Below are 23,951 nucleotides of genomic sequence, written 5' to 3'. Positions count from 1 at the left end.
TCATTTTCTTCGAAGCATCGCCATGAACACCGCAGCCCTCCCTCGTCTCGGCGTCGACCTGCCACGCGCCGCACGTTCGCTCCGCGCACTCCTCAAGAATCCCGACGATCTCCCGCAGGTCTTCGCGCTCATCGAATCGCTCTCGAGCGCCAATCACCTGCGGAGCATGCGGGATGGCTTCCGAGGAACGGACGCCGGCCGTCGCCTCCTTCGAGACAAGCCTGATATCGTCGCCATCCTCTCCGACCGGGAGAAGCTCCGCTCGATGCCGAAAGGCTCGCTCGGTCGCGCCTATTTGGAATTCGTGGAATCGGAGAACATCACGGCGCAAGGAATCCGTGACGCAAGCGATGTCGACCGCCGCGCCGACGGGATCGACGACGAAATGGCCTTCGTTCGCGACCGCATGCGCGACACACACGACGTTTGGCACGCCGCGACGGGCTACAAGGGCGACGTCCTCGGCGAGCTCGGGCTCCTCGCCTTCATCATCGCGCAGAAGTGGAACACGGGCATCGCGCTCATCGTCTTCGCGGCCATCCTCAAGGGCATCGGCCGCGCACCGATCTTCGGCGTCGTCCGCGACGGCTACCGCCGCGGCCGCAGCGCGGAATGGCTGCCCTCCCAAGACTGGGAATCGCTCCTCGAACGCCCCCTCGACGAAGTCCGCGCGCTCCTCTCCCTCGGCGCCCCACCGGTCTACACACCCATCCGCAGCGCCGACCTCCGCGCCAGCGGGATCGTGGGTTAGCGGCGAGTCGTTTACGCCGTGGTCGCCGCCTTCGACTCGGAGAGTCGTCATGGCGGGGCATGCAACGCGTTGTCGAGCCATGCGACGTCGCCCTGGTCAGTACCGTCGCGCCGACGCGAACGGAGCCCGGCCCGGACTGAACAGCCTCGCCGTTCCGAGGGCTCGCAAGGGACCTTGCGAAGATGAGCTCCGGAGAGCGCGTTGTCTTTGCAGTTTCGTCTTCAGTCCTGGTCGCAATACGAGGACCGAGCGCGATTCGAACGCCTCGCTGTTCCCGTCATCCTCGGTGGCCGTCTTGCGAAGGTGATCTCCGGCGGGCCCTCAGTAACGTGCGTGGCTGTCGACGTGCGCAAGCGCATCGGTGTCGTTCTAAGCACGACTTCCGGCATCCGGTGCACGTGACGCTTCGCATGCCGAAGGGGCGCCAAGCCTTCGGAATGAACGACTTCGCGACCAGCAGTCGGATGCGTTTGATTGGGCGCTTCTGCGCTGGCGCAGGAACTTCGCCCTGCCGCGGGCGTCGTGGTGGTTTCTGCAGTCTCGTCTCTCGTCCTGTCCGCGCGACGAGGGCCGCGCGCGCTTCCAACGTCGACGCGATCGATTTTCATCTCCTGCATGGGGAGATGCTCTCCGGCGGGCCCACGGCATCGTGCGTGGACGTCAACGTGCGCCAACAGTTTGGAGTGAAGCGCCCAATCAAACTCGATGCGCGGCGTTGATCGTAATTGGAATTGAAATGAGTTGAACTGGTCGGGTTGATGATTGTGGTGGAGCGCTCTCGCAGTCGTGCGGTGGGGTCGTGCTGCACGGCCGGCGGAGTTGGGGGGACAAATGAAGGGAGTGCAGTTGGCTTTGCCCGAGCCGGTGCCACCGCGCAGGCGAGGTGGCAAGCGGGTGGGGGCTGGGCGGAAGCGAAGAGTCGGCGCACGGGCGTGCGTGGCGCATCGGTGTCGGCCTGAGCACGACATCCGCCATCCAGTGCACGTGACGCTTCGAGTGGCGAAGGGATTGCCCAGCTTTCGGAATGAACGAATCTATCGGGCGGTGGAGGCGGCGGTCCGTTCGACGCGACGCGACGACTTCCGGATCCTCGAGTTCTCCGTGCAAGAAGACCATATCCACACACTGGTCGAGGCAGGCGCCAAGAGCTCTCTCGAATGTGGAATGAAGAGTCTCGTCGCGCGGATCACGAAGCGCGTGAAGAAGGTGTTGGGCGTTGTTCGCGCGAAGCTTTGGGGCGACCGCTACCACCGGCGCGATCTCACGAGTCCCCGCCAGGTGCGCAATGCGCTCGTTTACGTCCTCTCGAACTTCAAAAAGCACCTGCGCATCGAAGATGGAACCCCGCGCATAGACCTACGCTCCTCGGCCCAATGGTTCAGGGGGTGGATTCAGACTCGAAAGCTCCCGGAGGAGCCCTCACCGGTCGAACCGCCAAGAACGTGGCTTGCCCGTGTTGGGTGGAGGAAGCACGGCTTGATCCATCCAGGCGAAGCCCCGCGCGCGCCGCGATGATGGCGTGGGCGTTCGAGGCGGGCGCCCGGAGGTGGTCCGTTCGGACGCTAAGAATATTGCTAATCGACCCTCGTACTCCGACCTCAGGGCGGCGCATGAGCCGTCGGAGCCAGGTATTGCTGAGGGACCAGCAAACTTCGATGGATTGAGCTCCTCGAGCTGCCGCGTATCGAGGTGCTCCCTTCGTGATGAAGATGCGTTGGCGATGCCAGTCGTGTTGCCCCTCGAGCTGCTTGAACGCGCGTCGGAGGTCGCCGGTTTAGAGAGGGGCAGCGCGTGTGTGGTCGGCGCTTGCTCGACGTTGATGCCGTCGAGCAAAGCCTCGAGCCCAGCATCGTCGATCGCAATGTGACGCAACGCAGGAGGAATGGTTTCGCGCACTCTGAGTGCGGCGACGACCTCGCGAAGCAAGCGTGCACCAACGCCTTGGCGAACGACGATGCGAGCCGTGCCGACGACGATCGCGAGGCTGTTGCTGAGGGAGGTCGCGCATTCACCTGAGCTGCCGCGTGGACCGATGGCCCGCGCCCCTGTCGCCTCGAGACGCGTCGCCACGTTGCTAAGAGGTGTAGGAAGCGCCTGAACGCTCCGGCTCGCGATTTCACGGCCCGCGCTTGACTGTTCAACCGGTTAATTGAATAGTTGAGCGCAAGACGTGACGTAGTGCGGGCCGAGGGCGGTTCGAGGACCGAGCTGTGGCCTCGTCTAGGTCCAAGAGCGTTCAGGTGCTGGGAGTCGCCGAATCGGCGGGCTCGGTCGGGGGCTTGCGCGTCCAGCGCGCGGAGGTGTTAGCGATGATTTTCAAGCCCTACTATTCTTTCGAGACTGGGTGCGCGGCGTACCTCTTCGGTTGCGGCAGCGTGGGCAAGTGCGCCGTTGTCGACGCGCATGAGGAGGATGTCGACGCATATGTCGAATTCGCGGCCTCGAAGGGAATGCGGATCACGCACGTCATCGATACGCACGTCCATGCCGACCATCGGAGCGGCGGGCCCGAGCTCGCGAAGAGGGTTCAGGCGGCGTATTGTCTGCACGCGTCTGCCGACGTCGATGTGCCCTTCGCGCCGCTCCACGACGGGCAGGAGGTCGAGCTCGGGAATACGCGTGTCCGCGTGATCCATACGCCGGGGCATACCCCCGAGAGCATCAGCCTCGTCGTGACCGACCTGCGACGGGGCTTTGATCCCTGGTTCGTGCTCACCGGAGATACGCTTTTCGTGGGCGCCGTCGGCCGCCCTGACCTCCCGGGACGCGCACGCGAGAACGCGGCCGAGCTGTACGACAGCATTCACGCGAAGCTTCTCACGCTGCCGGACCAGCTCGAGATTTACCCTGGCCACTTTTCGGGCTCGATGTGTGGCGCCGACATGAGCGGCAAACCGTCGAGCACGATTGCCTTCGAGAAACGTTGGAATCCGATGCTTGCCAAGTCGAGGGGCGAATTCGTCGAGGCGCTCGCCGCCGTGCCGCCCAAGCCGGCAGGAATGGACGAGATTCTGCGCCTCAACCGAGGACGCTAGAGGCCCGTCGTGTCCGTCGTGCCCATCGTCAAGGACGTTCGGCTCGGTCTCCGCGAGAACCTCGGGCAGTTCGCGCTGCTCGTCGTCGTCAATGCTTTCGTTGGGGCGATGGTCGGCATGGAGCGCACGATCCTGCCGCCAATCGCGGAGCAGGTCTTCCACCTCGCCGCGAAGAGCGCGGTGCTATCGTTCATCGTCGTCTTCGGTATCACCAAGGCCTCGACGAATTACCTCGCCGGACGACTGTCCGACCGCTTCGGCCGAAAGGTCGTGCTGATCGGCGGATGGCTCGTCGCCAGTCCGGTCCCGTTCCTACTGATGTGGGCTCCGAGCTGGACGTGGGTGCTCGTTGCCAATGCCTTGCTGGGCGTGAGCCAGGGGCTGACGTGGTCGACCACCGTGATCATGAAGATCGACCTCGCCGGCCCCCAGAAACGCGGCTTGGCGATGGGGCTGAACGAGTTTGCCGGATACTTCGCGGTGGCGGCGAGCGCGCTCGCGACGGGATTCGTCGCCGCCCACTACGGCCTGCGCCCCCAACCGTTCTATCTCGGCGTTGGATTCGTCGTTGCGGGCCTACTGCTCTCCAGCGTCGCCGTGCACGAGACGAAGCACCACGTCGCTGTCGAGTCCAACCTGCAAGGCAAGCTTCGTCCGGACGACGCGCCGAGCCAGCGCGAGATTTTCCGGCGCGCCACCTTTGCCGACAAGAATCTGGCGAGCATCAGCCAGGCGGGGCTCGTCAACAACCTGAACGACGGGATGGCGTGGGGACTCTTTCCGTTGTTCTTCGCGAATGCCGGGATGTCGCTCGAGCAGATCGGCGTGCTCGCCGCGATCTATCCCGCGACCTGGGGCTTGGGGCAGCTCTTCACGGGCGCCCTCTCGGACCGAATCGGGCGCAAATGGCTGATCGTCGCCGGCCAGTGGCTCCAATCCTCGGCGCTCGTGACGTTGATTCTGTCGAATGGATTTTCGGGATTCGCCGTTGGCGCCGCCCTCCTCGGGCTTGGCACCGCCATGGTCTATCCAACGCTGCTTGCGGCGATCGGTGACGTTGCCCACGCGAGCTGGCGCGCGTCCGCCGTTGGAGTCTATCGCCTCTGGCGCGACATCGGATATGCGGTTGGCGCCATTGCCGCCGGCCTCGTGGCCGACGCATTTGGGTTGTCACGCGCCATGTGGCTGGGCCCGGCGCTGACGTTCGTCTCGGGGCTGGCCGTGGCTTTGCGAATGACGGAGACCCTGCGACCGCCCCTATCGGCGATTCCCGATCGCGCGGAGTCGGCCGTGGGATGGGCTGAATCGCGCGATACGCGCTGACGAGAGGGAAGAGACGATGACGATGAATACGAGAGGGCTCTCCACCCGATGCATCCATGCAGGCGACGCGCTCGATTCGCGAGGGGCCATTCACACGCCCCGGTACGCGCATTCGACGTTCGCATTCCCGAATACGCAGGCCGTGCTCGACGTGGTCGAGGGCCGAGCGACCGGGAACCTTTACACGCGCTATGGGCTCAATCCTACGCTTCGCTCGGTCGAAGAGAAGCTCGCCAGCATCGAGGGAGGCGAGAGCGCCTGGGTCTTCGGATCTGGGATGGCCGCCGAGTCGGCCGCCTTCTTGTCGTACTGCAAGGCCGGCGACCACATCTCGGCGGACACAGCGATCTCACCGGTGGCGTGGTGATTGGCTCTGCGAAGTTGCTCTAGCCGATATGGACCTGGCGCAAGAACCTCGGATAGACCATGGCCCCCGAGGTGGCTTACCTGCTCGCACGCAGCTTGCGCAGGCTCGTCGTTCGCGTGAGGGCTCATAACGAGAGCGCGGGGCTCCTTGCGCGGCGCTTGGCCGAGCACCCTCGCGTCGAGCGCGTGAATTATCCGGGCCTCACCTCGCACGCGCAGCATGCTCTCGCGAAGCGGCAAATGAGCGGCTTTGGCGGGAGCTTCGTCGTTCGAGGCGATGCCAAGTCGGCAGCAGCGGTCGTCGACCGTCTCGAGCTCTTTCGATTGCGCCGAGCCTGGGGGGCGTCGAGAGCCTCGTCACCCAGCCCATCACCACGACCCATCACGGGCTGAGCGCGGAGGAGCGAAGCCGCCGTGGCATCAGCGACGGAATGGTGCGCCTCTCGGTCGGCCTCGAAGATTCGGACGATCTCTGGGCGGACCTCGCTCGAGCGCTCGACGCCTGAATCAATCGCGCGTAAGGCGGCGCCAGGACTTCACGAGCGCATCTGCTGCGCGGGTGACATCGTCGTCCGTCGTGCTGCGGCCCAGTGTGAGACGCACCGAGCCGAGCGCCTCTTCCGGTTCGACGCCCATGGCCAGGATCACGGCGGAGGCGCTCTCGTGGCCCTCGTGGCATGCGGAGCCCGTCGACGCGGCGATCTCCGGGGCGCCTTCGAGCAGCGCGCTTCCGGAGATCCGTGGGAACCGAAGGTTGAGCGTGTTCGGCAAGCGGAGCTCGCGATGCCCGTTCAGAGCGAGGCTCGGGATATCGTTCGCGAGCTTCTCCCAGAGGAGCTCGCGCAGCGTCTTCATGCGTTCGGCAGCCGATTCCAAATCTCGTCCGACGGCTTCACACGCGGCGCCGAGCCCGACGATCGACGCCACGTTCTCCGTGCCCGGGCGCAGTCCACGCTCGTGGCTCGCGCCGAGTGCGAACGGAACGAGCGGTGTGCCGCGCTTCACGTAGAGGGCGCCAACGCCTTTCGGCGCGTAGAGCTTGTGGCCGGCGACCGAGAGCAGGTCGACGGCGAGCTCGCGTACGTCGACCGGTACCTTGCCGAGCGACTGCGCGCAGTCGGTGTGAATCAATGCTCCCGCGTCGTGTGCGCGGCGAGCGAGCTCGGCGATGGGTTGAAGCACGCCGGTCTCGTTGTTCGAGTGCATCACGGTGACGAGCGCCGTGTCGCCGTCGATGGCCTCTCGCGCTTCGTCGAGGCGCGCACGACCTTCGCCGTCGACGCCGATGCGCGTCACACTGCGGCCGTGCTTCTCGAGCCACATGCAGGGGCGCGCGGTGGCCGGATGTTCGATGACCGTCGTGACCACGTGGCTCTTCGATTCGAACGCTTCGGTCACTCCACGGATGGCGAGGTTGTTCGCTTCGGTGCCGCCCGACGTGAAGACGATCTCGTCGGCCTCGCAACCGAGGAGCGTTGCGACCTGCTCACGCGCGTGGTCGACGGCATTTCGAGCCCGCGCGCCGTACACGTGCCCGCTCGAGGGATTGCCGAAATGCTCGCGCAGGTAGGGGAGCATGGCGTCGACGACCTCGGGCAAGAGAGGCGTCGTCGCGTTGTAATCGAGATAAATGGGGCCGTTCGTCATGTCAGCGTGCCCAGTCCTGCATCCACTCTTTGGTGCGATAGCGATCCCACGAGTCGGGCAATACGGTGACCACCGGCCCATCGAGGTTGCCGCGCGCCGCAACGCGCAATGCGGCGGCGACGTTCGTACCGGCCGAGCCTCCGACAAGCAGCCCCTCTTCTTGGACGAGGCGTTTGGTCATGGCGAAGCTCTCGTCGTCCGTGATGCGCTCGGCGGCATCGATCACCTCGCGATGGAGGTTCGCCGGCGCCTCGCTCGCGCCGATCCCCTCGACGGCATAACTTCCATCCGGTCCTAGCTGGCCGGTCTCGACCCAATCGGCCAGCGCCGAGCCGACCGGATCGGCAAGGACGATGCGAACGCCGGGCAGGGCAGCCTTGAGACGTCGACCAACGCCGCTGATCGTGCCGCCGGTTCCTGCGCCGGCGATGAATGCGCCCACGCGTCCGCGCGTCTGCTCCAGGATCTCCGCAGCGGTGGTCTCCTCGTGAATGCGCACATTGGCGGGGTTGTTGAACTGATCGGTGAGAAACCACCCGTGCTCGTCCGCCATGCGTCGCGCGACGTTGCGGAAGTTGTCGGGACTCGACGGCGGTGCGTTCGGAGTGACGACGACCTTCGCGCCGAGCGACGCCAGCGCCACGCGCTTGTCGACCGACATCTTCTCGGGCAGCACGCAAACGAGCTTGTAGCCTCGCGCTGCCGCGACGAGCGCGAGCCCCACGCCGGTGTTTCCGGCGGTGGCCTCCACGAGCGTGGCTCCAGGACCGAGAACACCGCGTTGCTCGGCGTCGTCGACGATGGCGAGCGCGATGCGGTCCTTGATCGAGCCTCCAGGATTCATGTGCTCGCACTTCACGAACACGGGCACCGGCAACTCTCCGCCGATCCGCGTGAGCGCGACGAGCGGTGTGCGGCCGATGCTCTGCAAGATGCTTCGCGCGAAGCTCACGGGCGAGCGCCCTCGGTGGCGACACGCCAGCCGCGAGCACGCCAGTCGACCACGCCTTCCTCCATGCGCTGAGCCTTGAAACCCTTTTTGCGGAGCAGCTCGACGGCCTCCACGGCCATCACGCAATAGGGCCCTCGGCAGTACGCGACGACTTCGCGATTCTTCGGCAGCTCCTTGAGGCGATTCTTCAGCTCGTCGATTGGAATCGAGAGCGCGCCCGGGATGTGTCCAGCGCGGTACTCGGAGGGTGGCCGCACGTCGAGCACGGTGACCTCGCCGGCCTTCACGCGTCGCATCAGCTCGTCGCTGTCTACGGGATCCATCGCGCCTGACCGCTCGAGATACGCGCGTGTGACCTGGTCGACCTCGGCCAAGCGCGTCGAAGCGAGCCCGCGCAGGGCGAGGAAGAAGCGCCCGACCTCGTCTCCCGCGAGACGGTATTCGACATAGAGGCCCTTCTTTTCGGCATCGACGAGGCGCGCTGCGCGGAGCACCTGAAGATGCTGCGAGGCGTTGGCGATGGAGATGTTCGCCTGCTCGGCGAGCTCTTCGACGGTGCGTGGCCCTTGCGAGAGCACGTCGAGCAGCTCGAGCCGCTTGGGCGCGGAGACGGCTTTGCCCAGTCGAGCGAATTGCTCGTAAATGGCGTCTTTGAATCGGCGCTCGGGTGTCGTTGTCATTGGACGCGCTCGAACAAGCTGAATTGGAATGCCTGAACCTTGCCCGCGGGCGTGACGTGCTCCTCGTGCATGCTCTCGATGCGCCGGAAATCCGGGCCCAGCACCGCTTCGAGCGTTTCAGGCTCGTAGCGCTGGACGACGAGGCCGCTGCATCGCTCCGGCCCGTTGCTCCCGAACGTAGCGATGATGGCGTGCCCACCGCGCTTGAGCGCGCGACGCATCGTCGTCAGATACGCGTCGCGATCTTCGGGCTGCACCATGAAGTGGAACACCGCGCGGTCATGCCAGACGTCGAATGCCGCCTCGGGCTGCCACTGCGCAATGTCGCTGACGACCCACTGCACTCGGCCTGTGCGCTCCGCGAGCCGAGCTCGCGCTTTGGCGAGTGCAGCCGCCGCAATGTCGACGACGACGATGTCCGCATAACCGGCATCGATGAGCTCATCCACGAGGCGTGACGCGCCACCGCCGACGTCGACGATCTTCGCGCTGGGGTTCGCGCCCGTTCTGCGGATGAAGTCGAGCGACATGGCCGGCCTCGTCTGGAACCACGAAACCTCGGCTTCGTCTTTCTCGCCAAAGACCTTCTCCCAGTGCGCTCGCCTCTCGTCGGGGTGCGGGTGAGAATCGTCGAGGACAGCTGCAAACGCCGGAGCTTGGTTCGGGGAAGGGGATGACGGCGGCTTCACTTGCTCAAGTCTTCAACGAGTCGCTTGAATGCGCAAGCCGGAGCAAGGAGAACTGGAGTTTCGAGTTGAATGTCGACCGCGCGACGAGGCAAGCTGCGCCTCGCGGAGTCGTTGGAGCAGCTATCCGGGAGAATGCGTGAGAGCTCGCCAAAGACATGTGCGCACGGGCCTTGGCGCGTGCGCGGGGATCGCTGGGCTGCTGGGGCTGTCGATGACGGGCGGCTGCGGAGGTAAGACGTCGGAATCGGCTTCTGAGCCGGTCGCATCGGGAGTCGCCCCGCAGGCTACGCAGACCTTCGTCGTGCATTGCAATTGGGCGACTCACAGTCGGGAAATTTCCACGTTCTCGTTCGATTTCTCCGCTCCCGAGCGACCTGTCGCTGCAGGGAGGGACCCGCTGTTTAGCGGTACGTTCTTCTCGCAATTCGTGAATTCCGTACCTGAACCGTGTGCGCCAGAAAACGAGGAGTTCTACAACCAGGTGGCGAACACGGATTCGCATCCCAAGGATGTCGGATACGTAGACACGATGCAGGTCGAGTTTTCTGCGTTCGACCGTACCCCGCCCGACTTCTTGAAGGCCTGCTTCGCGGTGCACACGAAAGGCGGAGGCTGGACGTGGCACTGGAACAAAGTCCCCATCGTGATCGACTATGGTCAGCCGGACGTCGTTGCTCCAGGTGCCGGGCATTTCGAGTTCGATATCAAGACGGACAACGTCGACCTCGTCGCCATCTCTCTCGTCAAAGACGCAGGAATGAGTCTGACGAAAGTGACGTACACGGCGATTCCATCGCCAGCGCGCTGAGCGGCCCGCTTCGCAGCTTGCCGTCTACGAGCCGTCGTCGAACTTCGGACAACGTGAGCAGAAGTTCGTCAGATCGAAGTCGAGCGACATCGGCTTACTGTGCGGCTCGCACGCAGCGGGCGCCGAACTTTCCATATTGGAAGGTCGCGACGTAGGTGCCGTTGCGGCCGGTGTGGCCTTCCCAGGTGTTGTGGCCGGACATCTTCACCGTCGGGACCCCCTTGAAGTACGTGCCGGTCTGTCCGGGCTTCTTGCTGTCGGTGCATGACGTGCCGCCGGCAACCGTGCCCGCGGTGAAGTCACAGAAGTCACCCTTTTGGAGGGCATCCGTGCCGGTTGGCGTCGGCGCCGCGAGATCGCCGGTGTACTCGCCAAGGTTCGCGTAGAGATCTTGCCAGGGGAGGTTCTTCGTCACGCTCTTGCGCGAGGTCGCATCATTTGGGAAGCGGCCCGGCGCTGCGATCCAGATCTCCTCGTCGTTGGCCGGATCCTGCCCGCGCGGCCACTCGTAGAACACGCCGGCAATCGTCTGCGCAGTGGCGGGGAAGGTCGTCGTGTCCTGGCAGGTGAAGCCGCCGGTCTTGTAGCCTCCGTTGCACCAGTTGTAGTTCGGCCGCTTGATGTCGGTCGTGCCCCAGGGATAGGCCTGTGTAGTGGGCCAAGCGTCGTTGTGATCGGCTAGAAGTGCGAGCTCGCCGCCGTCCCAAGCGCAGAAGGCCATGAACATGATCGGCATCGCGCAATTCATGCTCTTCTGATCGGACTCCGAACGGGCAATCGTGCGTGCTGGAATTCCGTAGTCGGCGAGATTGGTCGGCTCTTGCCAGTACGTATTGGCACCGTACGAGCCCGCGCCGTTGTAGCAGCCGCGAATGCCATCGTAGGGATCGGCGTCCAGCGCGAAGGCGGAAACCAAGTTGAATTCGGCGCCGTGCAGCTGCGCTGGGAAGAAGCCAATGGCCTCGGCGTCCATGGTTTTGAGTTTCGCGAGCTGCGAGGGAACCGTCGCATCCAAGGGCGAGGTGGGGTGCGCCGTGATGTAGGCGTTGACCCAGGAGCGGACGTCGGGCCCCACGGCATCGACGAACGTGCGCATGCGACCCGCGGTGATCTCGTAGCGGTCGAGCCGGCGCGTGGTCCGGGTCGGCAACACGAGCGACCTACAGCATGTCTCGTGCACCTTGGCGGCGTCTCCGACCTCGCCCGAGCCGCACGTGACGATGCCTGCCGTCTCGGCGGTATCGCACGAGGGCGCGACGCACACGCCGCCCGGTGAGCAGGCGCTCGTCACGCAGTCGGAGTCGACGGCACAGAGCCCGTCGTCTTTGCAGCGGGGGGCCGTGTAGCTGACGGCGTCTTCGGTCACCGTGCCGCCGCCGCAATCGACATCGGTCTCGGCGCCATTCTTGACGCCGTCGACGGCCGGCGTTGCGCACTTGGAGTCTTTGCAATAGCCGAGCGCGCAATCGGTATCGGCAATGCACGTCTTGGTGAGTTTGCACTTGTCCGCAGTGGCGCCGCCGCAGTCCACGTCTGTCTCGTCGGCGTTCTTTTTCCCGTCGGTGGGGCTCGGCGCCGTGCATACGAACAGCTCGTTACAGAGCCCGAGGCAATCGTCATTCGTCTTGCAGGCTCCACCGGCGGCGCAGTCGGTTGGGGCCGCGCCGCCGCAATCGACGCCTGTCTCGCCGCCGTTACGCCGCCCGTCGGAGTGGACGTTGTCGGGAGCGGGCGCGCACATCGTGCCGTCGCAATAGTCCCCGGTGCAGTCGCTGTCCGTCTTGCAGCCCTGGCCGTTGGCGCACGCCACGTCGGCGGTGCCACCGCAGTCGACTCCCGTTTCACCACCGTTGCGGCGGCCGTCGGAGTGGACGTTGGGCGGCGGCGCTTTGCAGTCGAAGTCGCAATAGTCCGTGGAGCAATCGCTGTCCTTCAGGCACGACGCGGCGGGGGCGAGTCCGCCGTCGGGCTCGCAGTTCGCCGTGCACTCATTCGACGGACTGTTGCCGGCGCCGGCCTCCGTCCCGGTAGGCGACGTGTCATCGACGCCACCGTCCGAGGAGCCGGAACACGCGGCGGAACACGCGGCGAGGAAGAGAAGAACAGAGGCGAGCGAAGCGGGCTGCGAACGGGAACGGCGCACGTCGCGATGCTAGGTCATGTGGCAGAGCGGGAAAACTCCGCTGGCAGCATCCTCGTCGGGAGCGGGCCTCGCACATCGTCCACCGCTTCGGACCAGAGCGTGTCTCGTCGGGCGTCGCCGCCTGTCAGGCACGCTCCCACCGATTCGTGGGGTGGCTCGCTTTTCGACACGGACCAGGGCCCCACGGATAACTAGCCCCTCCGAAGAGACGCGCCCTCGGCGGGAGACCTCGATGAAGAGCCGATACAATCTTGCACTCTTGCTTCTTTCCACGATCGTCGCCGCTTGCGGGAGCGACTCGGACTCGTCTGGCCCAGGTGGTGGCGGCGATACGACGGGCAACGGTACGCCTGGCGGCGGTACGTCCGGTGGCAGTGGTCCTAGCCAAGGAGCGCCGAGCCACGTTCCGACCGACTGCCCGAATGCCACCCGGGACGGCTATTCGATCCTCGACGACAAGGCCTACGACACGTACCAAATCCGCAAAGTCGGCGACGTCAAGTTCGCGCGGTACGAGAAGGGGGCCGATGGTCAGGAGACCGTCGTCAGCGAGGACTATCAGGTCATCACGGCGCTTCCCAAGAGGTACGTCGTGTCGGAAGCCCATCAGGGGAAGACCTTCCCCATGGACGATCGTGGCGACTATTGGGCCGTCGACAGCAATTACGCGATCCCGAACATTCCGTGCGTGACCGACGACTTGGTCTACGCCCCGATCGTGAAGGGCCACTCCGAACCCACTGTGACGGTGAATGGGCAGAACAAAGGCTGGCCCATTCAAGAAGACATCTCTGCCGAGGTCGCCAAGTACCAAGGCCAGAAGAAGATGTGGGTCTACACCACCTGGCCCGGCTACCGTTATGGCTACTGGTTCCGAGACGACGTTGGCATTCGTCCGACCTGGCTCTTCACGGCGAACGCGGGCGGCGATGCGTCGTTCGAGCTCTTCAATCCCTCGAAGGCGAATTGGCCCGAAGGCGCCTACAACGGCGTGACGTTCGGTTTGCACATCGATCCGACAGGCAAGGTTTACGTTCCGAAGCCTCAGCCGATCACGTTTCCTCAGCGCAAGGATCAGCCGGCGCCGCCCGCGGACCTGCGGCTCGCCTACAAGGATTGGGACAGCGACCTACGCTGCGTGGTCATCAACAAATCGAGCGCCATCATCGCCTCGACGCGGACCATCTGGCCCGGAGGCAGCGAGGCTTACTATCCCGCGGAGTCGTTTCTGCCGGGCTATGCCGTCATCGGTCAGGACAGCGATCGCTACTGGGGCCTCAAGGGCAGAGAGACGGACGCGGCCTCCTGGTGGGCGGGGGACGACTGCGTTGGAAACCGCTGCTCGGGCCAGTCACGCATGCCATTCCGCAACGGCTGCTCCATCGACGGCTTCGACTTCGGGCAAGGCGACGGCTTCAACTGGCTCGAGCTGAAGGACCACATGGCGGAGATCGGGGTCAAGATTCCGCCCGAGCAGATGTACCGGATTCAGATTTACAAGCAGGACAAGCCCGACCAGCCGGCGCGCATGATGGTGGAGCTCTATTACGAGCAGGACGCCCAGGGGAAGTGGCAGCCGAAGATGAAGCCTGGGACGAATACCTACGAGCTCACGAAGGGCGATAATCCGCGGTACATCGTCAATGGGCATATCTACGCCGGACAGCGAATCTTCGCGGTGTTGCTCGATCAGTAAGGTGTTGCTCCGCCCTGGACTTCGCCCGCCGCCTCCCCAAGCCCGTGCTCGGCCTATGCGCGGGCGGGGAGGGCTCCCGGCTCGCTGATTCAGCAGGACCTAGGGCTGGGCGGCGACGTGTCGCGGCACGTTTTGAGGGCTTGGCGCGCCGGCGTCGCGTAGAACCGTGGGCAGGGCGGGCGCGATGGCGAAGAGGTCTCTGCTTTCGATCGTGATTCCTGTTTGGTGCGAAGCCGACGAGATCGCCGAGGCGACGGCGAGCGCGCTTCGGATTGCCGATGAAGTCATCGTTGCGGACGCGGGGAGTCCGGATGGGACGGCCGCGATCGCGGCGGCCCATGGTGCGCGCGTGGTGAACGCACCGAAGGGCCGCGGGGCACAGCTCGCTGCCGGTGCACAATCGGCAAGCGGCGACGTGCTCCTCTTCCTGCATGCGGACGTGCGACTTCCGCCCGAGGCGCGCGTCGCGATCGAGAGTGCGCTGAGAGACGCGGCGGTTGCGGGCGGTAACTTCTTCGTGCGGTTCGAGCCGGAATCGGCGGCTGCTCGCCTTTTCACGTGGGCAAACCATGTGCGGCGACGCTGGCTGCGCGTCTACTATGGAGACTCGGCCATTTTCGTACGCCGCTCTGCGTACCTCGCGCTCGGGGGTATCCGCGACCTTCCGATACTCGAGGACTACGAGTTCGTTCGCCGGCTCGAGAGGAGCCATCGCACCGCGTATCTCCACGACGTCGTCGCAAAGGTGAGCGCGCGGCGTTTCGAGCGGGCTCCACTGATGACGCTCTTCGTCTGGACCCTGCTCCAGGTGATGTATTCGCTTGGCGTGAGCGCGCACTCGCTCGCGCGCTTCTACCGCGATGTCCGGCGTCGAGGGATTGCAGCATGAGGCTCGCCATCGCCGTGATGGCGCGCGCGCCGATCCCAGGTCGCTGCAAGACGCGGCTCCTTGCGCACCATCCCGCCGAGTGGGTCGCCGAGCTGCAGCGCGCGATGCTCGAGGACACGCTCGCGCGGCTTGCTGCCCTGCCTGCTGCGGTGCGTATCGTCTTCGTGGCGCCGAGCGAGGGCCATGACGTGCAAGAGCTCGTTCGACCAAGTCTCCCCCGAGGATGGACCACGGCTCTCCAGAAGGGAGAGGACCTCGGCGCCCGCCTTTCGCACGCCATGCGCGAGCTGTTCGCGACAGACGCTGGCGCGCGTGCGGTGATCGTCGGGACGGACTGTCCGCACCTTCCGCTCTTCGATCCGACGCTCGAGGAAGACGTGCTCGTCGGTCCCGCCGATGACGGTGGCTATTACCTCGTCGCGCCTCGCGTGGCGGAGTCGCGCCTCTTCCACGACGTTGCTTGGAGCACGTCCCACGTGCTCACGCAGACGCTTCGGCGCTGCGCCGAGCTTGGACTCAGCGTGCGCGAGCTGTCGCGTTCGTACGACGTCGACGAGCCTGCCGACCTCGAACGCCTGGCTGTCGCGCTGAGAGACGCGCCGGAGCTTGCCCCGCGCACCGCGCGCGTCCTAGCCCTTCGCGAAGATCACTTTGGGCCGAGGTACTTGTCGACCAGCGGGCCGTAATGGGCAATCGCGCGGGGGTCGATGCGGTCGCGGCGCGTCCAGATCGCGAGCTCGAGGGCCGATGAGCAGGCGCACACGTCGGGCGGTCGGTTCGCAAGGTCCGAGATCGTGCGGCGAAGTACCGATACGGCGTTCTCCGTCGCCGCCTTCACGTGACCGATGATCTCCGCGAGCAACGTCTGCTTGGTTGTACCCCTTGGATGTGGTCTCCAACAATCGTAGTCGGTCGCGATAGCGACGAGCGCGCAGCACATCTCGGCTTCGCGCGCGAGCCGCGCTTCGGGGAGAGCGGTCATGCCCACGATGTCTGCGCCGAGTGCGCGATGCATCCTCGCCTCCGCCACGGTCGAGAACTCAGGGCCTTCGATGCATACGTAGGTGCCGCGTTCGTGCACCTTCGCGTCGATAGCGGAGCTCGATGCTGCGAGCACGCGCTCACGCAGCCAAGGGCAATACGGCTCCGCGAACTCCGCATGCACGGCCATGCTCTCGTCGAAGAACGTTGGGATTCGCCGGTAAGTCCGATCGATGAGCTGATCGACGACGACCAAGTCGCGCGGGCGAATCTCCTCGCGTAGCGAGCCGACGGCACCGCTCACGAGCAGCTGGGTCACCCCGAGCTTCTTCAGAGCGAAGATGTTCGCGCGATAGGGCACGTGGGACGGTTGGAGTGTGTGGCCATCGCCGTGGCGGGCAAGAACGGCAACCTTGGTGTCGCCCCACGAAAGGACACGCACCGGGCTGCTCGGCGCGCCGAACGGCGTGTCGATGACATGTTCCTCGCCGAACGCTTCGCCGAACAGCGCTTCACCGAGCCCCGTACCGCCGATGATGCCGAGCATCCAAGCGCTCTAGCAGACGACCTGTCCTACGGCACGCGCGATGCTACTCCACGGCGAATGCCATGGTGGTTCCCAAGAGCGGGGGACGATGCGCTCGCGATCCTCGACCGCGTCGCCGCGCCGGCGATTGCCGTCGTCGCGGTGCTCGCGCTCGCGTTCGAGGCCTATGCGCCACTGCGGCATCGTACGACGCGCCGCCTACGTCGCTATCCAGCGAACGCGATCGTGGGAGCGCTCGGAGCCCTTACCGGACGTCTCGCAGTCTTGCCCGCGATGGTGCTGGTCGCCGCTCCGTGGATGCGTCGCGGGCTCCTCGGACAGGTCCACATGCCCGCGTGGATGCACGCCGCCGTCGCCTTCGTGCTTCTCGACTACGTGTTCTTCTGGTGGCATCGCGCGAATCATCGAATTGCATTTCTCTGGCGCTTCCACGCGGTGCACCACGTCGATCCCGACCTCGACGTCACGACGGCGTTTCGATTCCACTTCGGCGAGCTGATGCTGTCGATTCCGGTGATCGGAGTCTTCGTCGCGGCGCTCGGCGTGACGCCGCGCGAGATCGTGATTTATGAAGGCGCGCTGCAGCTCGCTGCCACGTTTCATCACGCGAACATGCGCCTGCCGGAATGGCTCGAACGTTCCCTGTCGAACGTCATCATCACCCCCACGCTTCACGGTACACACCATTCGGATCAGGCAGAGCACCTCTCGTCGAACTGGGGCGTCGTCCTCTCGGTGTGGGATCGCCTGCATGGCTCGCGGCGCATCGCCGCGCAGGATGGCATTCGGATCGGCATTCCGTCGCAGCCTCCCGTCGACGAAGCAACGGGGCCAGTGCACGTGCTCTTGCTCCCGATGCGAAAAGCACCTCCGTTGGCGTAACCTCCGATATGCGAGAAAGAGGGGGCCATGGCGAACAAGAGCATCGGTATCTGGTCATCGGGCTCTTGCGGAGCCCAAGACTTCGAGGGGGCGCTTGCGGCGTATGGAATCCATGCGCTCGAGGCTACCCGCGTGACGACGCTGCAGATCAACGTGGGCAAGTTGTGCAACATGGCTTGCCACCACTGCCACGTCGACGCCGGCCCGAAGCGTACCGAGATCATGTCGAACGCCGTGGCCGAGCGCGCCATGGAGCTCCTCGCGCGCAGCCCGGACGTCTCGCTCGTCGACATCACCGGCGGGGCACCCGAGCTGTGTCCGTCGTTTCGATGGCTCGTCACCGAGGCGCGCCGCCTTGGGCGCAAGGTCATCGATCGATGCAATCTCACGGTGCTCTTCGAAGACGGCATGGAGGGCCTTCCCCAGTTCCTCGCCGAGAACGAAGTCGCGATCGTGGCGAGCCTGCCCTGTTACGGGAAGCCAAACGTCGAAAAGCAGCGAGGCAAAGGCGCGTTCGACAAGAGCATCGAAGCGCTACGCATCCTCAACTCGCTCGGCTACGGCCAGCCCGGATCCCGGCTGGCGCTCGATCTCGTCTACAACCCGGTCGGTCCGTTCCTGCCGCCTCCGCAGCAAGAGCTGGAAGCGAAGTATCACGAGGAGCTGGCGCGCGAATTTGGCATTTCGTTTCATCGCTTGCTGACGATCACGAACATGCCCATTAGCCGTTTCGCGCAGGCCCTGTTACGGGACGGCCGCTACGACGAGTACATGTCCTTGCTCGTACGCCACTTCAACGTGCAGAACGTGGAGGGGCTCATGTGCCGCTCCCTCGTCAGCGTGGGCTACGACGGGACTCTGTACGATTGCGACTTCAACCAGATGCTCGAGTTGCCTGCGCGCCTTCCCTCGCAGCGGATGATCACGATTTGGGATATCGACGACTTCGGCGATCTCGAACGACGGCGCATCGTGACCGGCGCGCACTGCTTCGGTTGCACCGCAGGGGCGGGATCGAGTTGTTCTGGCGCGCTGACGTGATGCGATTCAGTAAACGCAGCGCACGCCCATCTTTCCGTATTTGGCCGGAAGCGGATAGCCCGCGGCGCTCCCGATGGCGTGGCCTTCCCACGAGCCCGTCCCGCCGGTGGCGATGGCTGGAACGCTGACGGCGATGTCGTTGCTCGCGTCGGCATCGCCAAAGGTCATGATGGACTTGCCGTTCGATGCGGTCTTCGCGAGGGACGCGGCCTCGAAGACCAGACCGGCGATGTCCTGGACGCGATCTTCGGCGTTGCCGTTGAACATGCGGCTCGCGCCCTTCGGGAACGTTCCGGGGGGCGAGATGAAATACGATTGATCACGCGAACGCCGCACCTGTTCGTTCGGATCGGCGGCGGTCCACGGGCTCCAGTTCGGATCTTGCCAGTTGAAGCGCCAGTTGACGAAATCGTCGACGCAATCGGGACATGGACTCGTCGAGAACCCGACGCGGCCCGTCCCTACTTTCGTCCAGATGCCGCCCACGGTGGCGTATCCGCCGGGGTGGGGGTTGTTGATCGGATCGTAGCCCGCGACGCTCGACCACGTTCCACCGGCGCTCACGCACGTGCCGTCCGCGTTCAGCGCGTTCGTCTTGCAGCAGGCGCCGCCGTTCGTCGCGATCGCGCCGGAGCAGGTCAGCGTCGGCGGTGAGCCCCAGGGGTAGGTCGAGCGCGTCGTGGTGCTCGTCGCGGCGCTATAGCCATCGTCGTCGTAGATGAAGTTGAATTGGTTGACCGAGATGAGCTGGCCGCCGTCGAATGCGCACAGTGCCGCGAGCACGGGCCAGTTGGTGCAGTTGATCGGGCGCTGATCGAGGGCGGCGGTGCTCATCCAACGCGCATAATTCTCGCCGTAGATGTTCACCGCGTCGGTGACGGGCACGTCGTAGGTCGGGTGCCCCACGCCTGCGGTGCCGATCGTACAGCCCTGGCTGCCTTGGTCGTAGATGACGCCGCCGGCGACCTGCGCCCATGCGCTCGCGATGTTGATGTTCGTGACCACCAGATCGTGGGCCGCCACGGTCGTGACGGCGTTGTTGCCGCTCACGGTGTACTCGCCCGGGCTCCAACCGGAGACGGTCGTGCTGGCGACGGGCTTGGCGTAGTCGTTGTCGACGTGGCCGTTGAAGGAGATGGGCAGCCACGGCGTCCAGCGAGGATCCCACCACGAAGGCGTGTTCGTCTCGATGTAGCCCCGCACGTTGCCGTTCACTCGCGTGAGGAATGCACGCATGCGGCCTGCCGTGGCGACGTACTTGTCGACGGTGAACGCCGGTATCGTCGTCGTGCCGATCTTGCCAGGCGGGATGGAGATCGCTTTGCAGCAGCTCTCCATCGTCCCGTCCGGTTTGCGGCACGTGCTTCCGCCGTCCTTCGCGGTGCAGCTCGGGCGCGGTGCGCACTTGAAGTCGAAATCGCAACCGTTCGAGGAGCAGTCGGAGTGGACCTTGCACGTTTTCCCGGTCGCACACGCGTGGGCGACCGTACCGTCACCGCCGCAGTCGACGTCGGTCTCGTCGCCGTTCTGGACGGTGTCCGTGTAGAGGGGAGCCGCGCACTTGCCTGCCGTGCAGATCTTGTTCGCGCAGTCTGCCTCCGAGTTGCAGGTCTTGTCGGTCCCGCATCGAGGCGCACCGGTGGTCGTGCCACCGCAATCGACGTCGGACTCGTCGCCGTTCTTCACTGAATCGGTGCCGAGTGGCGCATCGCAAAGCCCGTCCGCGCCGCAGACGAGGCTCGCGCAATCGGACGCCCGTTTGCACTTCATATCGACCTCGCAGCGAGGGGCGTTCGTGGTGCTGCCACCGCAGTCGACGTCCGACTCGTCACCGTTCTGAACGGTGTCGCTGCTGGTGGCTGCATCGCAGAGGCCGTCCGCTCCGCAAACAGCGCTCTCGCAGTCCGCTTTCGCGTTGCAGTGCTTGTCGGTCCCGCAGCGCGGCGCATTCGTGGTGGCGCCACCGCAGTCGACGTCGGATTCGTCGCCGTTTCGCGCCTGGTCGCTCCCCGTCGGCGTTCGGCAAATGTTCTGAGGGTTGCAGTACCCGCTCGTGCAATCCGATGCGACGAGGCACGCCTTGTCGTCGCTACATCGTGCAACACCTGGTGCGCCGCCGCCGCAATCGATGTCGGTCTCGCCCTCGTCCTTCACGCCGTTCGCTTTGGCGGGCGGGCTGGCGTCGCCTTCGGAGACGGCGGCGTCGGAGGGCGCCGTTGCTGCCGGTCCGTCGGACGAGCTGCACCCGGTTGCGAGCAGCCCGAGCAGCAGAGTCGGCGTACACCAGCGATGCGAAACGAGCGTCCGTGCGAGCGTCGAGGACTTCACCCGTTCACCGTAAACCGGGCCAGGCTCCTCCGAAGCGACGGAATGCAGCGTGCCGCCATTTTGGTGCGCGCTGACCATCGATGTGTCGCGTGTTGCAGCGACCCGGCTCGCCGTCGCCTACATGGCACCTCCTTGGTTGTGGAAGACCTAACTCACTTGTCGTAAGCGCATCGGCCGCCGAGGGCGTAGTAGCCGTTCGGCTCGCCCGGCCACGCGCTCTTCCAATCCTGCGTGGACGGGCTCGTGTTGCCGTGTTGTTCCCACGAGATCGTCCACAGGAATTGATATTCCGCGTTGTTCGTCCAGTGGAGGAGATTGCCGGCGACTTCGACGCCGTTCTTGTTCAGGCCTCCCGGGAAGCGCCCCGGAGGCGAGACGTACCACGCGATGTCGCGCACGGTGCCCGAACCATTCAGTGGCGCAGCTCCCGGATATCCGTAACTGAACTTGTGATTGAGGCGTCCGTACTGATCCTGATTTCCAGGACCGGCCCACGGGCGTATATCGGTCCAGTTCCAGGGATACGTCGTCGTGTTCACGTTCGTGAACGCCTTGATGAGCTCGTCTGACGTGGCGAGGCGCCCGCCCTCGAAGGCACAGAATGCCTTGAGCAAGTGCCATCCAACGCAGTTGAGCGCTTTGGGGTCGAGATCGTCGACGGTGAAACTCGAAAAATCGGTGCCGTTCGCCGGCGTCCAGTACGTGTGACCGCCGAACGATCCCGGAGCGCACGATCGCTTCGACCACTGGTTCGCGGTGGGGGTGGCGTCAGCGTCGTTCGGAGCACCGAACCAGAACGACCCGAGCATCGCGTCGGCGGTGGTGGCGTCACTGGGAACGTAGGGGGTCCAAGCCGCGTTCCATGCGGTGCCGAGGCCGCCGACGAAGCTCTTCACGTTGCCTCCCGTGCGCTCGATGAACGCGCGCATACGGCCGGCGGTCACGTGGTACTTGTCGATGCGCACGGGGGACGTCGCCGACACCTTGGCGGTCGCGCAGCAGCTCTCGTGAGCCGCCCCGGCCTCGCCAACCTCGCCGGCTCCGCAGGTTTCACCACCGAGTCGTCGCGTGCAGCTCCGTCCGACCGCACACACGCCGTTGTAGGCGCAGCCGTTGCTCGCGCAATCGTCGTGGCCGTTGCACGTGACTCCGGCGTCGCAACGCTTCGCTCCGGTTTTCGTACCGCCGCAGTCGACGGCGCTCTCGTCGCCGTTCTGGACATTGTCCGTACCCGTGGGCACCTGGCAGACGTCGCCCGTGCACACCTTGCTCGTGCAGTCGGTCGCGACCTTGCAGGCTTTGAGGTCGTCGCATCGCTTGGCGTTCGTCGAGGAACCACCGCAATCGACGTCTGTCTCGTCGCCGTTTTGGACATTGTCCGTGCTCGTCGGCACTTGGCAGACATCACCCGTGCACACCTTGCTCGCGCAGTCCGCCGGGAGCTTGCAGGCTTTGAGGTCGTCGCACCGCTTGGCGTTCGTCGAGGAACCACCGCAGTCGACGTCCGTCTCGTCGCCGTTTTGGACATTGTCCGTGCTCGTCGGCACCTGGCAGACGTTGCCCGTGCACACCTTGCTCGTACAGTCGGTCGCGAGCTTGCACGCCTTCAGGTCATCGCATCGCTTGGCATTCGTCGAGGAACCACCGCAGTCGACGTCCGTCTCGTCGCCGTTCTTCACCGCGTCCGTGGAGGACGGGGGCGCGCAGTGAGATCCCTTGCAGACCAGGCTCACGCAATCGGCCGGCGCGGCGCATCCCGCATTGTCCGCACACGCCTTGCCGCTCGAGCCTCCGCAGTCAACGTCGGTCTCGTCGCCATTCTTGATGCCGTCCGTGGCGTTCGGAGCGGCGCAGATCCCGCCCTGGCACGACAGCGATTGGCAGTCTTTGCCAACCTTGCACTTCTGACCATTCCCGCACGCGGGAGCGTTGAGGCCTCCACAGCCTTCGCCGGTCGTCTCGGGCGACTGAGGGGCGTCGGGAGCGTTTGCACCGCCACCACCGGCATCGACCTGTTCGCTCTGGGGGCCGCCGCTGCCTGACGCCGTCTCGTCGCTACTCGAACAGCCGACGACGAACGCGCCGGTCGAAAGGAAGAGAGCCAGGATGAGATGCAAGCGCTGCGAAGTGGTGGCCATCGTGACCGACCATCGTCCTATACCGCCGCCGGTCGCGATAGCCGAATCGACATTCGCCCTGCACGTCGCGAGGACGCGTCGTGGAATAGAGCTCCTTGCCGGTGGCGTGGGGGGTACAGTGCCGTGGTGGTCATCCTGTCGGCGGCGAATGGGAAACTCATTCTCGAGCCAGACGAGAACGAGTGGTGGCAGGTGGTACTCGAGATGGACGGCCACAGGCGGTCGCTTGGTGCCGAGCGCAGGTCAACCATCGTCGAGGGGTTGCACCGTGCTTTGTGCGAGGAACCCGCAGGCCCGGCTTCCGGCATGCTCGACGGCGTCCGCGTTTACCCGGCGCTGTCGCTCGCCGAATCCCACTCGACGCTTCATGTGGGCGAGCAGCTAGGACGACGCCTCCTCTTCATCCAGGCGGACGACGGCTCACTCGTGGCAAGGCTCCTGCTCGACGCCGACGACCTGACGCGATGGCGTGGTCAGGTCGACGGGGTTTCAACGTTCAGCGAATTCCTCGGACTAGGTTCTCGAATACCGACACGGAAGGACATTCAGGGCGTGGAGTACGACTGGTTGGCCGTCGACTCCGAAGGGGTCGTGGGGATTCTGAGTACGGCTGGCGGCGGATTGGTTCCGGACGCCGTTCTTCAGAACATCGACGCCTTCGAGCCCGCCATCGACACCGTGCTCGCACTGCCTGCGTGCACCTCGGCGGACTGCACGAAAGAGCTTTCGGCGGACCTCACGAATACATGGAGGCTCGTAGCCGAGCGAGGGCTGTTCGCCTTCGATTCGGACTATTGCGGCGGCCCGTATGAACGGATTGCGACTCCGCACAATCCGGTCATGCTCGAGGATCTTCCGGAATCGGTGAGAGAGGTGGTTCGGAAGGTCGTGCTCCGCAACGTGAGATTCCGGACGGCCAAAGAGATCACCGCGGCGGCCATCACGACGTAGGATGGGATGGCAGACGGGCCGGTCCCGAAGGGCGTGGCATGGCCGAGGTGACGATCAGCGAAGGTCGCGTGGGAGTTCGTCTCTCCGCGCCCTACGCGGACACG

Annotated in this window: 20 protein-coding genes and 1 pseudogene; 13 read left to right on the top strand and 8 right to left on the bottom strand. The window is 65.1% G+C overall.

Annotated elements, in window-relative coordinates:
- Positions 1-22: 22 nt before the first annotated feature.
- The 6 genes and pseudogenes from AKJ09_RS50740 (at position 23) to AKJ09_RS54605 (ending at position 5,981) form a co-directional block, all read left to right on the top strand.
- On the top strand, positions 23-751 hold the full coding sequence (locus AKJ09_RS50740; RefSeq protein WP_146655078.1) for a Coq4 family protein: 729 nt from the start codon (positions 23-25) through the stop codon (positions 749-751).
- Positions 752-1,582: 831 nt separating this feature from the next.
- Positions 1,583-2,266 (top strand): transposase, encoded by a 684-nt coding sequence (locus tag AKJ09_RS56510; RefSeq protein ID WP_146655077.1) that lies wholly within the window; start codon positions 1,583-1,585, stop codon positions 2,264-2,266.
- A 794-nt stretch (positions 2,267-3,060) separates the two neighbouring features.
- Positions 3,061-3,786: an MBL fold metallo-hydrolase gene (locus AKJ09_RS50730; RefSeq protein WP_146655076.1), complete on the top strand. Its 726-nt coding sequence runs from the start codon at positions 3,061-3,063 to the stop codon at positions 3,784-3,786.
- Between the two features lie 9 nt (positions 3,787-3,795).
- Complete coding sequence (locus AKJ09_RS50725; RefSeq protein ID WP_205634009.1) at positions 3,796-5,109, top strand: MFS transporter; 1,314 nt, start codon at positions 3,796-3,798, stop codon at positions 5,107-5,109.
- A gap of 16 nt (positions 5,110-5,125) precedes the next feature.
- Positions 5,126-5,476 carry a PLP-dependent transferase gene (locus AKJ09_RS54610; RefSeq protein ID WP_205634008.1) on the top strand — a complete coding sequence of 117 codons (351 nt, stop codon included), beginning with the start codon at positions 5,126-5,128 and terminating at the stop codon, positions 5,474-5,476.
- Between the two features lie 59 nt (positions 5,477-5,535).
- A pseudogene (locus tag AKJ09_RS54605) lies at positions 5,536-5,981 on the top strand (PLP-dependent transferase).
- 1 nt (position 5,982) lies between these two features.
- Here the strand turns inward: AKJ09_RS54605 and AKJ09_RS50715 are convergent.
- The 4 genes from AKJ09_RS50715 to AKJ09_RS50700 are packed head-to-tail and all read right to left on the bottom strand — an operon-like array spanning position 5,983 to position 9,443.
- Positions 5,983-7,122, bottom strand: coding sequence for a cysteine desulfurase family protein (locus AKJ09_RS50715; protein WP_146655075.1), 1,140 nt, complete (start codon positions 7,120-7,122; stop codon positions 5,983-5,985).
- A 1-nt stretch (position 7,123) separates the two neighbouring features.
- Positions 7,124-8,074 carry a PLP-dependent cysteine synthase family protein gene (locus AKJ09_RS50710; protein WP_169928664.1) on the bottom strand — a complete coding sequence of 317 codons (951 nt, stop codon included), beginning with the start codon at positions 8,072-8,074 and terminating at the stop codon, positions 7,124-7,126.
- On the bottom strand, positions 8,071-8,754 hold the full coding sequence (locus tag AKJ09_RS50705; RefSeq protein ID WP_146655074.1) for an ArsR/SmtB family transcription factor: 684 nt from the start codon (positions 8,752-8,754) through the stop codon (positions 8,071-8,073). Before AKJ09_RS50705 ends, AKJ09_RS50710 begins: the two co-directional genes overlap by 4 nt.
- On the bottom strand, positions 8,751-9,443 hold the full coding sequence (locus AKJ09_RS50700) for a class I SAM-dependent methyltransferase (RefSeq protein ID WP_205634006.1): 693 nt from the start codon (positions 9,441-9,443) through the stop codon (positions 8,751-8,753). Before AKJ09_RS50700 ends, AKJ09_RS50705 begins: the two co-directional genes overlap by 4 nt.
- Before the next feature lie 28 nt (positions 9,444-9,471).
- Between AKJ09_RS50700 and AKJ09_RS50695 the strand changes: the two genes are divergently transcribed.
- Entirely contained in the window at positions 9,472-10,251 is a 780-nt protein-coding gene (locus AKJ09_RS50695) for a hypothetical protein (RefSeq protein WP_146655073.1), read from the top strand.
- Positions 10,252-10,345: 94 nt separating this feature from the next.
- Here AKJ09_RS50695 and AKJ09_RS50690 read toward each other — a convergent pair whose 3' ends face one another.
- Complete coding sequence (locus AKJ09_RS50690; protein WP_146655072.1) at positions 10,346-12,394, bottom strand: hypothetical protein; 2,049 nt, start codon at positions 12,392-12,394, stop codon at positions 10,346-10,348.
- Positions 12,395-12,626: 232 nt separating this feature from the next.
- On the opposite strand from AKJ09_RS50690, the gene AKJ09_RS50685 reads away from it, so the two are divergent.
- The 3 genes from AKJ09_RS50685 (at position 12,627) to AKJ09_RS50675 (ending at position 15,665) form a co-directional block, all read left to right on the top strand.
- Positions 12,627-14,090 (top strand): hypothetical protein, encoded by a 1,464-nt coding sequence (locus AKJ09_RS50685; protein WP_146655071.1) that lies wholly within the window; start codon positions 12,627-12,629, stop codon positions 14,088-14,090.
- 184 nt (positions 14,091-14,274) lie between these two features.
- Positions 14,275-14,979 (top strand): TIGR04283 family arsenosugar biosynthesis glycosyltransferase, encoded by a 705-nt coding sequence (locus AKJ09_RS50680; protein WP_146655070.1) that lies wholly within the window; start codon positions 14,275-14,277, stop codon positions 14,977-14,979.
- Positions 14,976-15,665, top strand: a complete 690-nt coding sequence (locus AKJ09_RS50675; protein ID WP_146655069.1) for a TIGR04282 family arsenosugar biosynthesis glycosyltransferase — start codon at positions 14,976-14,978, stop codon at positions 15,663-15,665. The genes AKJ09_RS50680 and AKJ09_RS50675 overlap by 4 nt, the downstream gene beginning before the upstream one ends.
- Here the strand turns inward: AKJ09_RS50675 and AKJ09_RS50670 are convergent.
- Positions 15,626-16,507 (bottom strand): MTAP family purine nucleoside phosphorylase, encoded by an 882-nt coding sequence (locus AKJ09_RS50670; RefSeq protein WP_146655068.1) that lies wholly within the window; start codon positions 16,505-16,507, stop codon positions 15,626-15,628. The two genes, AKJ09_RS50675 and AKJ09_RS50670, sit on opposite strands and share 40 nt — an antisense overlap.
- Positions 16,508-16,564: 57 nt before the next feature.
- On the opposite strand from AKJ09_RS50670, the gene AKJ09_RS50665 reads away from it, so the two are divergent.
- Positions 16,565-17,389, top strand: coding sequence for a sterol desaturase family protein (locus AKJ09_RS50665; RefSeq protein WP_169928663.1), 825 nt, complete (start codon positions 16,565-16,567; stop codon positions 17,387-17,389).
- 27 nt (positions 17,390-17,416) lie between these two features.
- A complete protein-coding gene (arsS, locus tag AKJ09_RS50660) occupies positions 17,417-18,430 on the top strand; it encodes an arsenosugar biosynthesis radical SAM (seleno)protein ArsS (protein ID WP_146655066.1) in 1,014 nt (337 codons plus the stop codon).
- A gap of 6 nt (positions 18,431-18,436) precedes the next feature.
- On the opposite strand, the gene AKJ09_RS50655 is transcribed toward arsS, so the two are convergent.
- Both AKJ09_RS50655 and AKJ09_RS54020 read right to left on the bottom strand, forming a co-directional pair.
- Complete coding sequence (locus AKJ09_RS50655; RefSeq protein WP_146655065.1) at positions 18,437-20,758, bottom strand: hypothetical protein; 2,322 nt, start codon at positions 20,756-20,758, stop codon at positions 18,437-18,439.
- Between the two features lie 152 nt (positions 20,759-20,910).
- Positions 20,911-22,896: a hypothetical protein gene (locus AKJ09_RS54020; protein WP_169928662.1), complete on the bottom strand. Its 1,986-nt coding sequence runs from the start codon at positions 22,894-22,896 to the stop codon at positions 20,911-20,913.
- A 306-nt stretch (positions 22,897-23,202) separates the two neighbouring features.
- Between AKJ09_RS54020 and AKJ09_RS50645 the strand changes: the two genes are divergently transcribed.
- The gene (locus AKJ09_RS50645) at positions 23,203-23,847 is read left to right on the top strand and encodes a hypothetical protein (protein WP_146655064.1); all 645 of its coding nucleotides are present in this window, start codon (positions 23,203-23,205) and stop codon (positions 23,845-23,847) included.
- The last annotated feature ends 104 nt before the right edge of the window (positions 23,848-23,951 follow it).

Source organism: Labilithrix luteola (genome assembly GCF_001263205.1).
Classification (GTDB): domain Bacteria; phylum Myxococcota_A; class Polyangia; order Polyangiales; family Polyangiaceae; genus Labilithrix; species Labilithrix luteola.
This window is presented reverse-complemented; position numbering and strand designations above follow the sequence as displayed.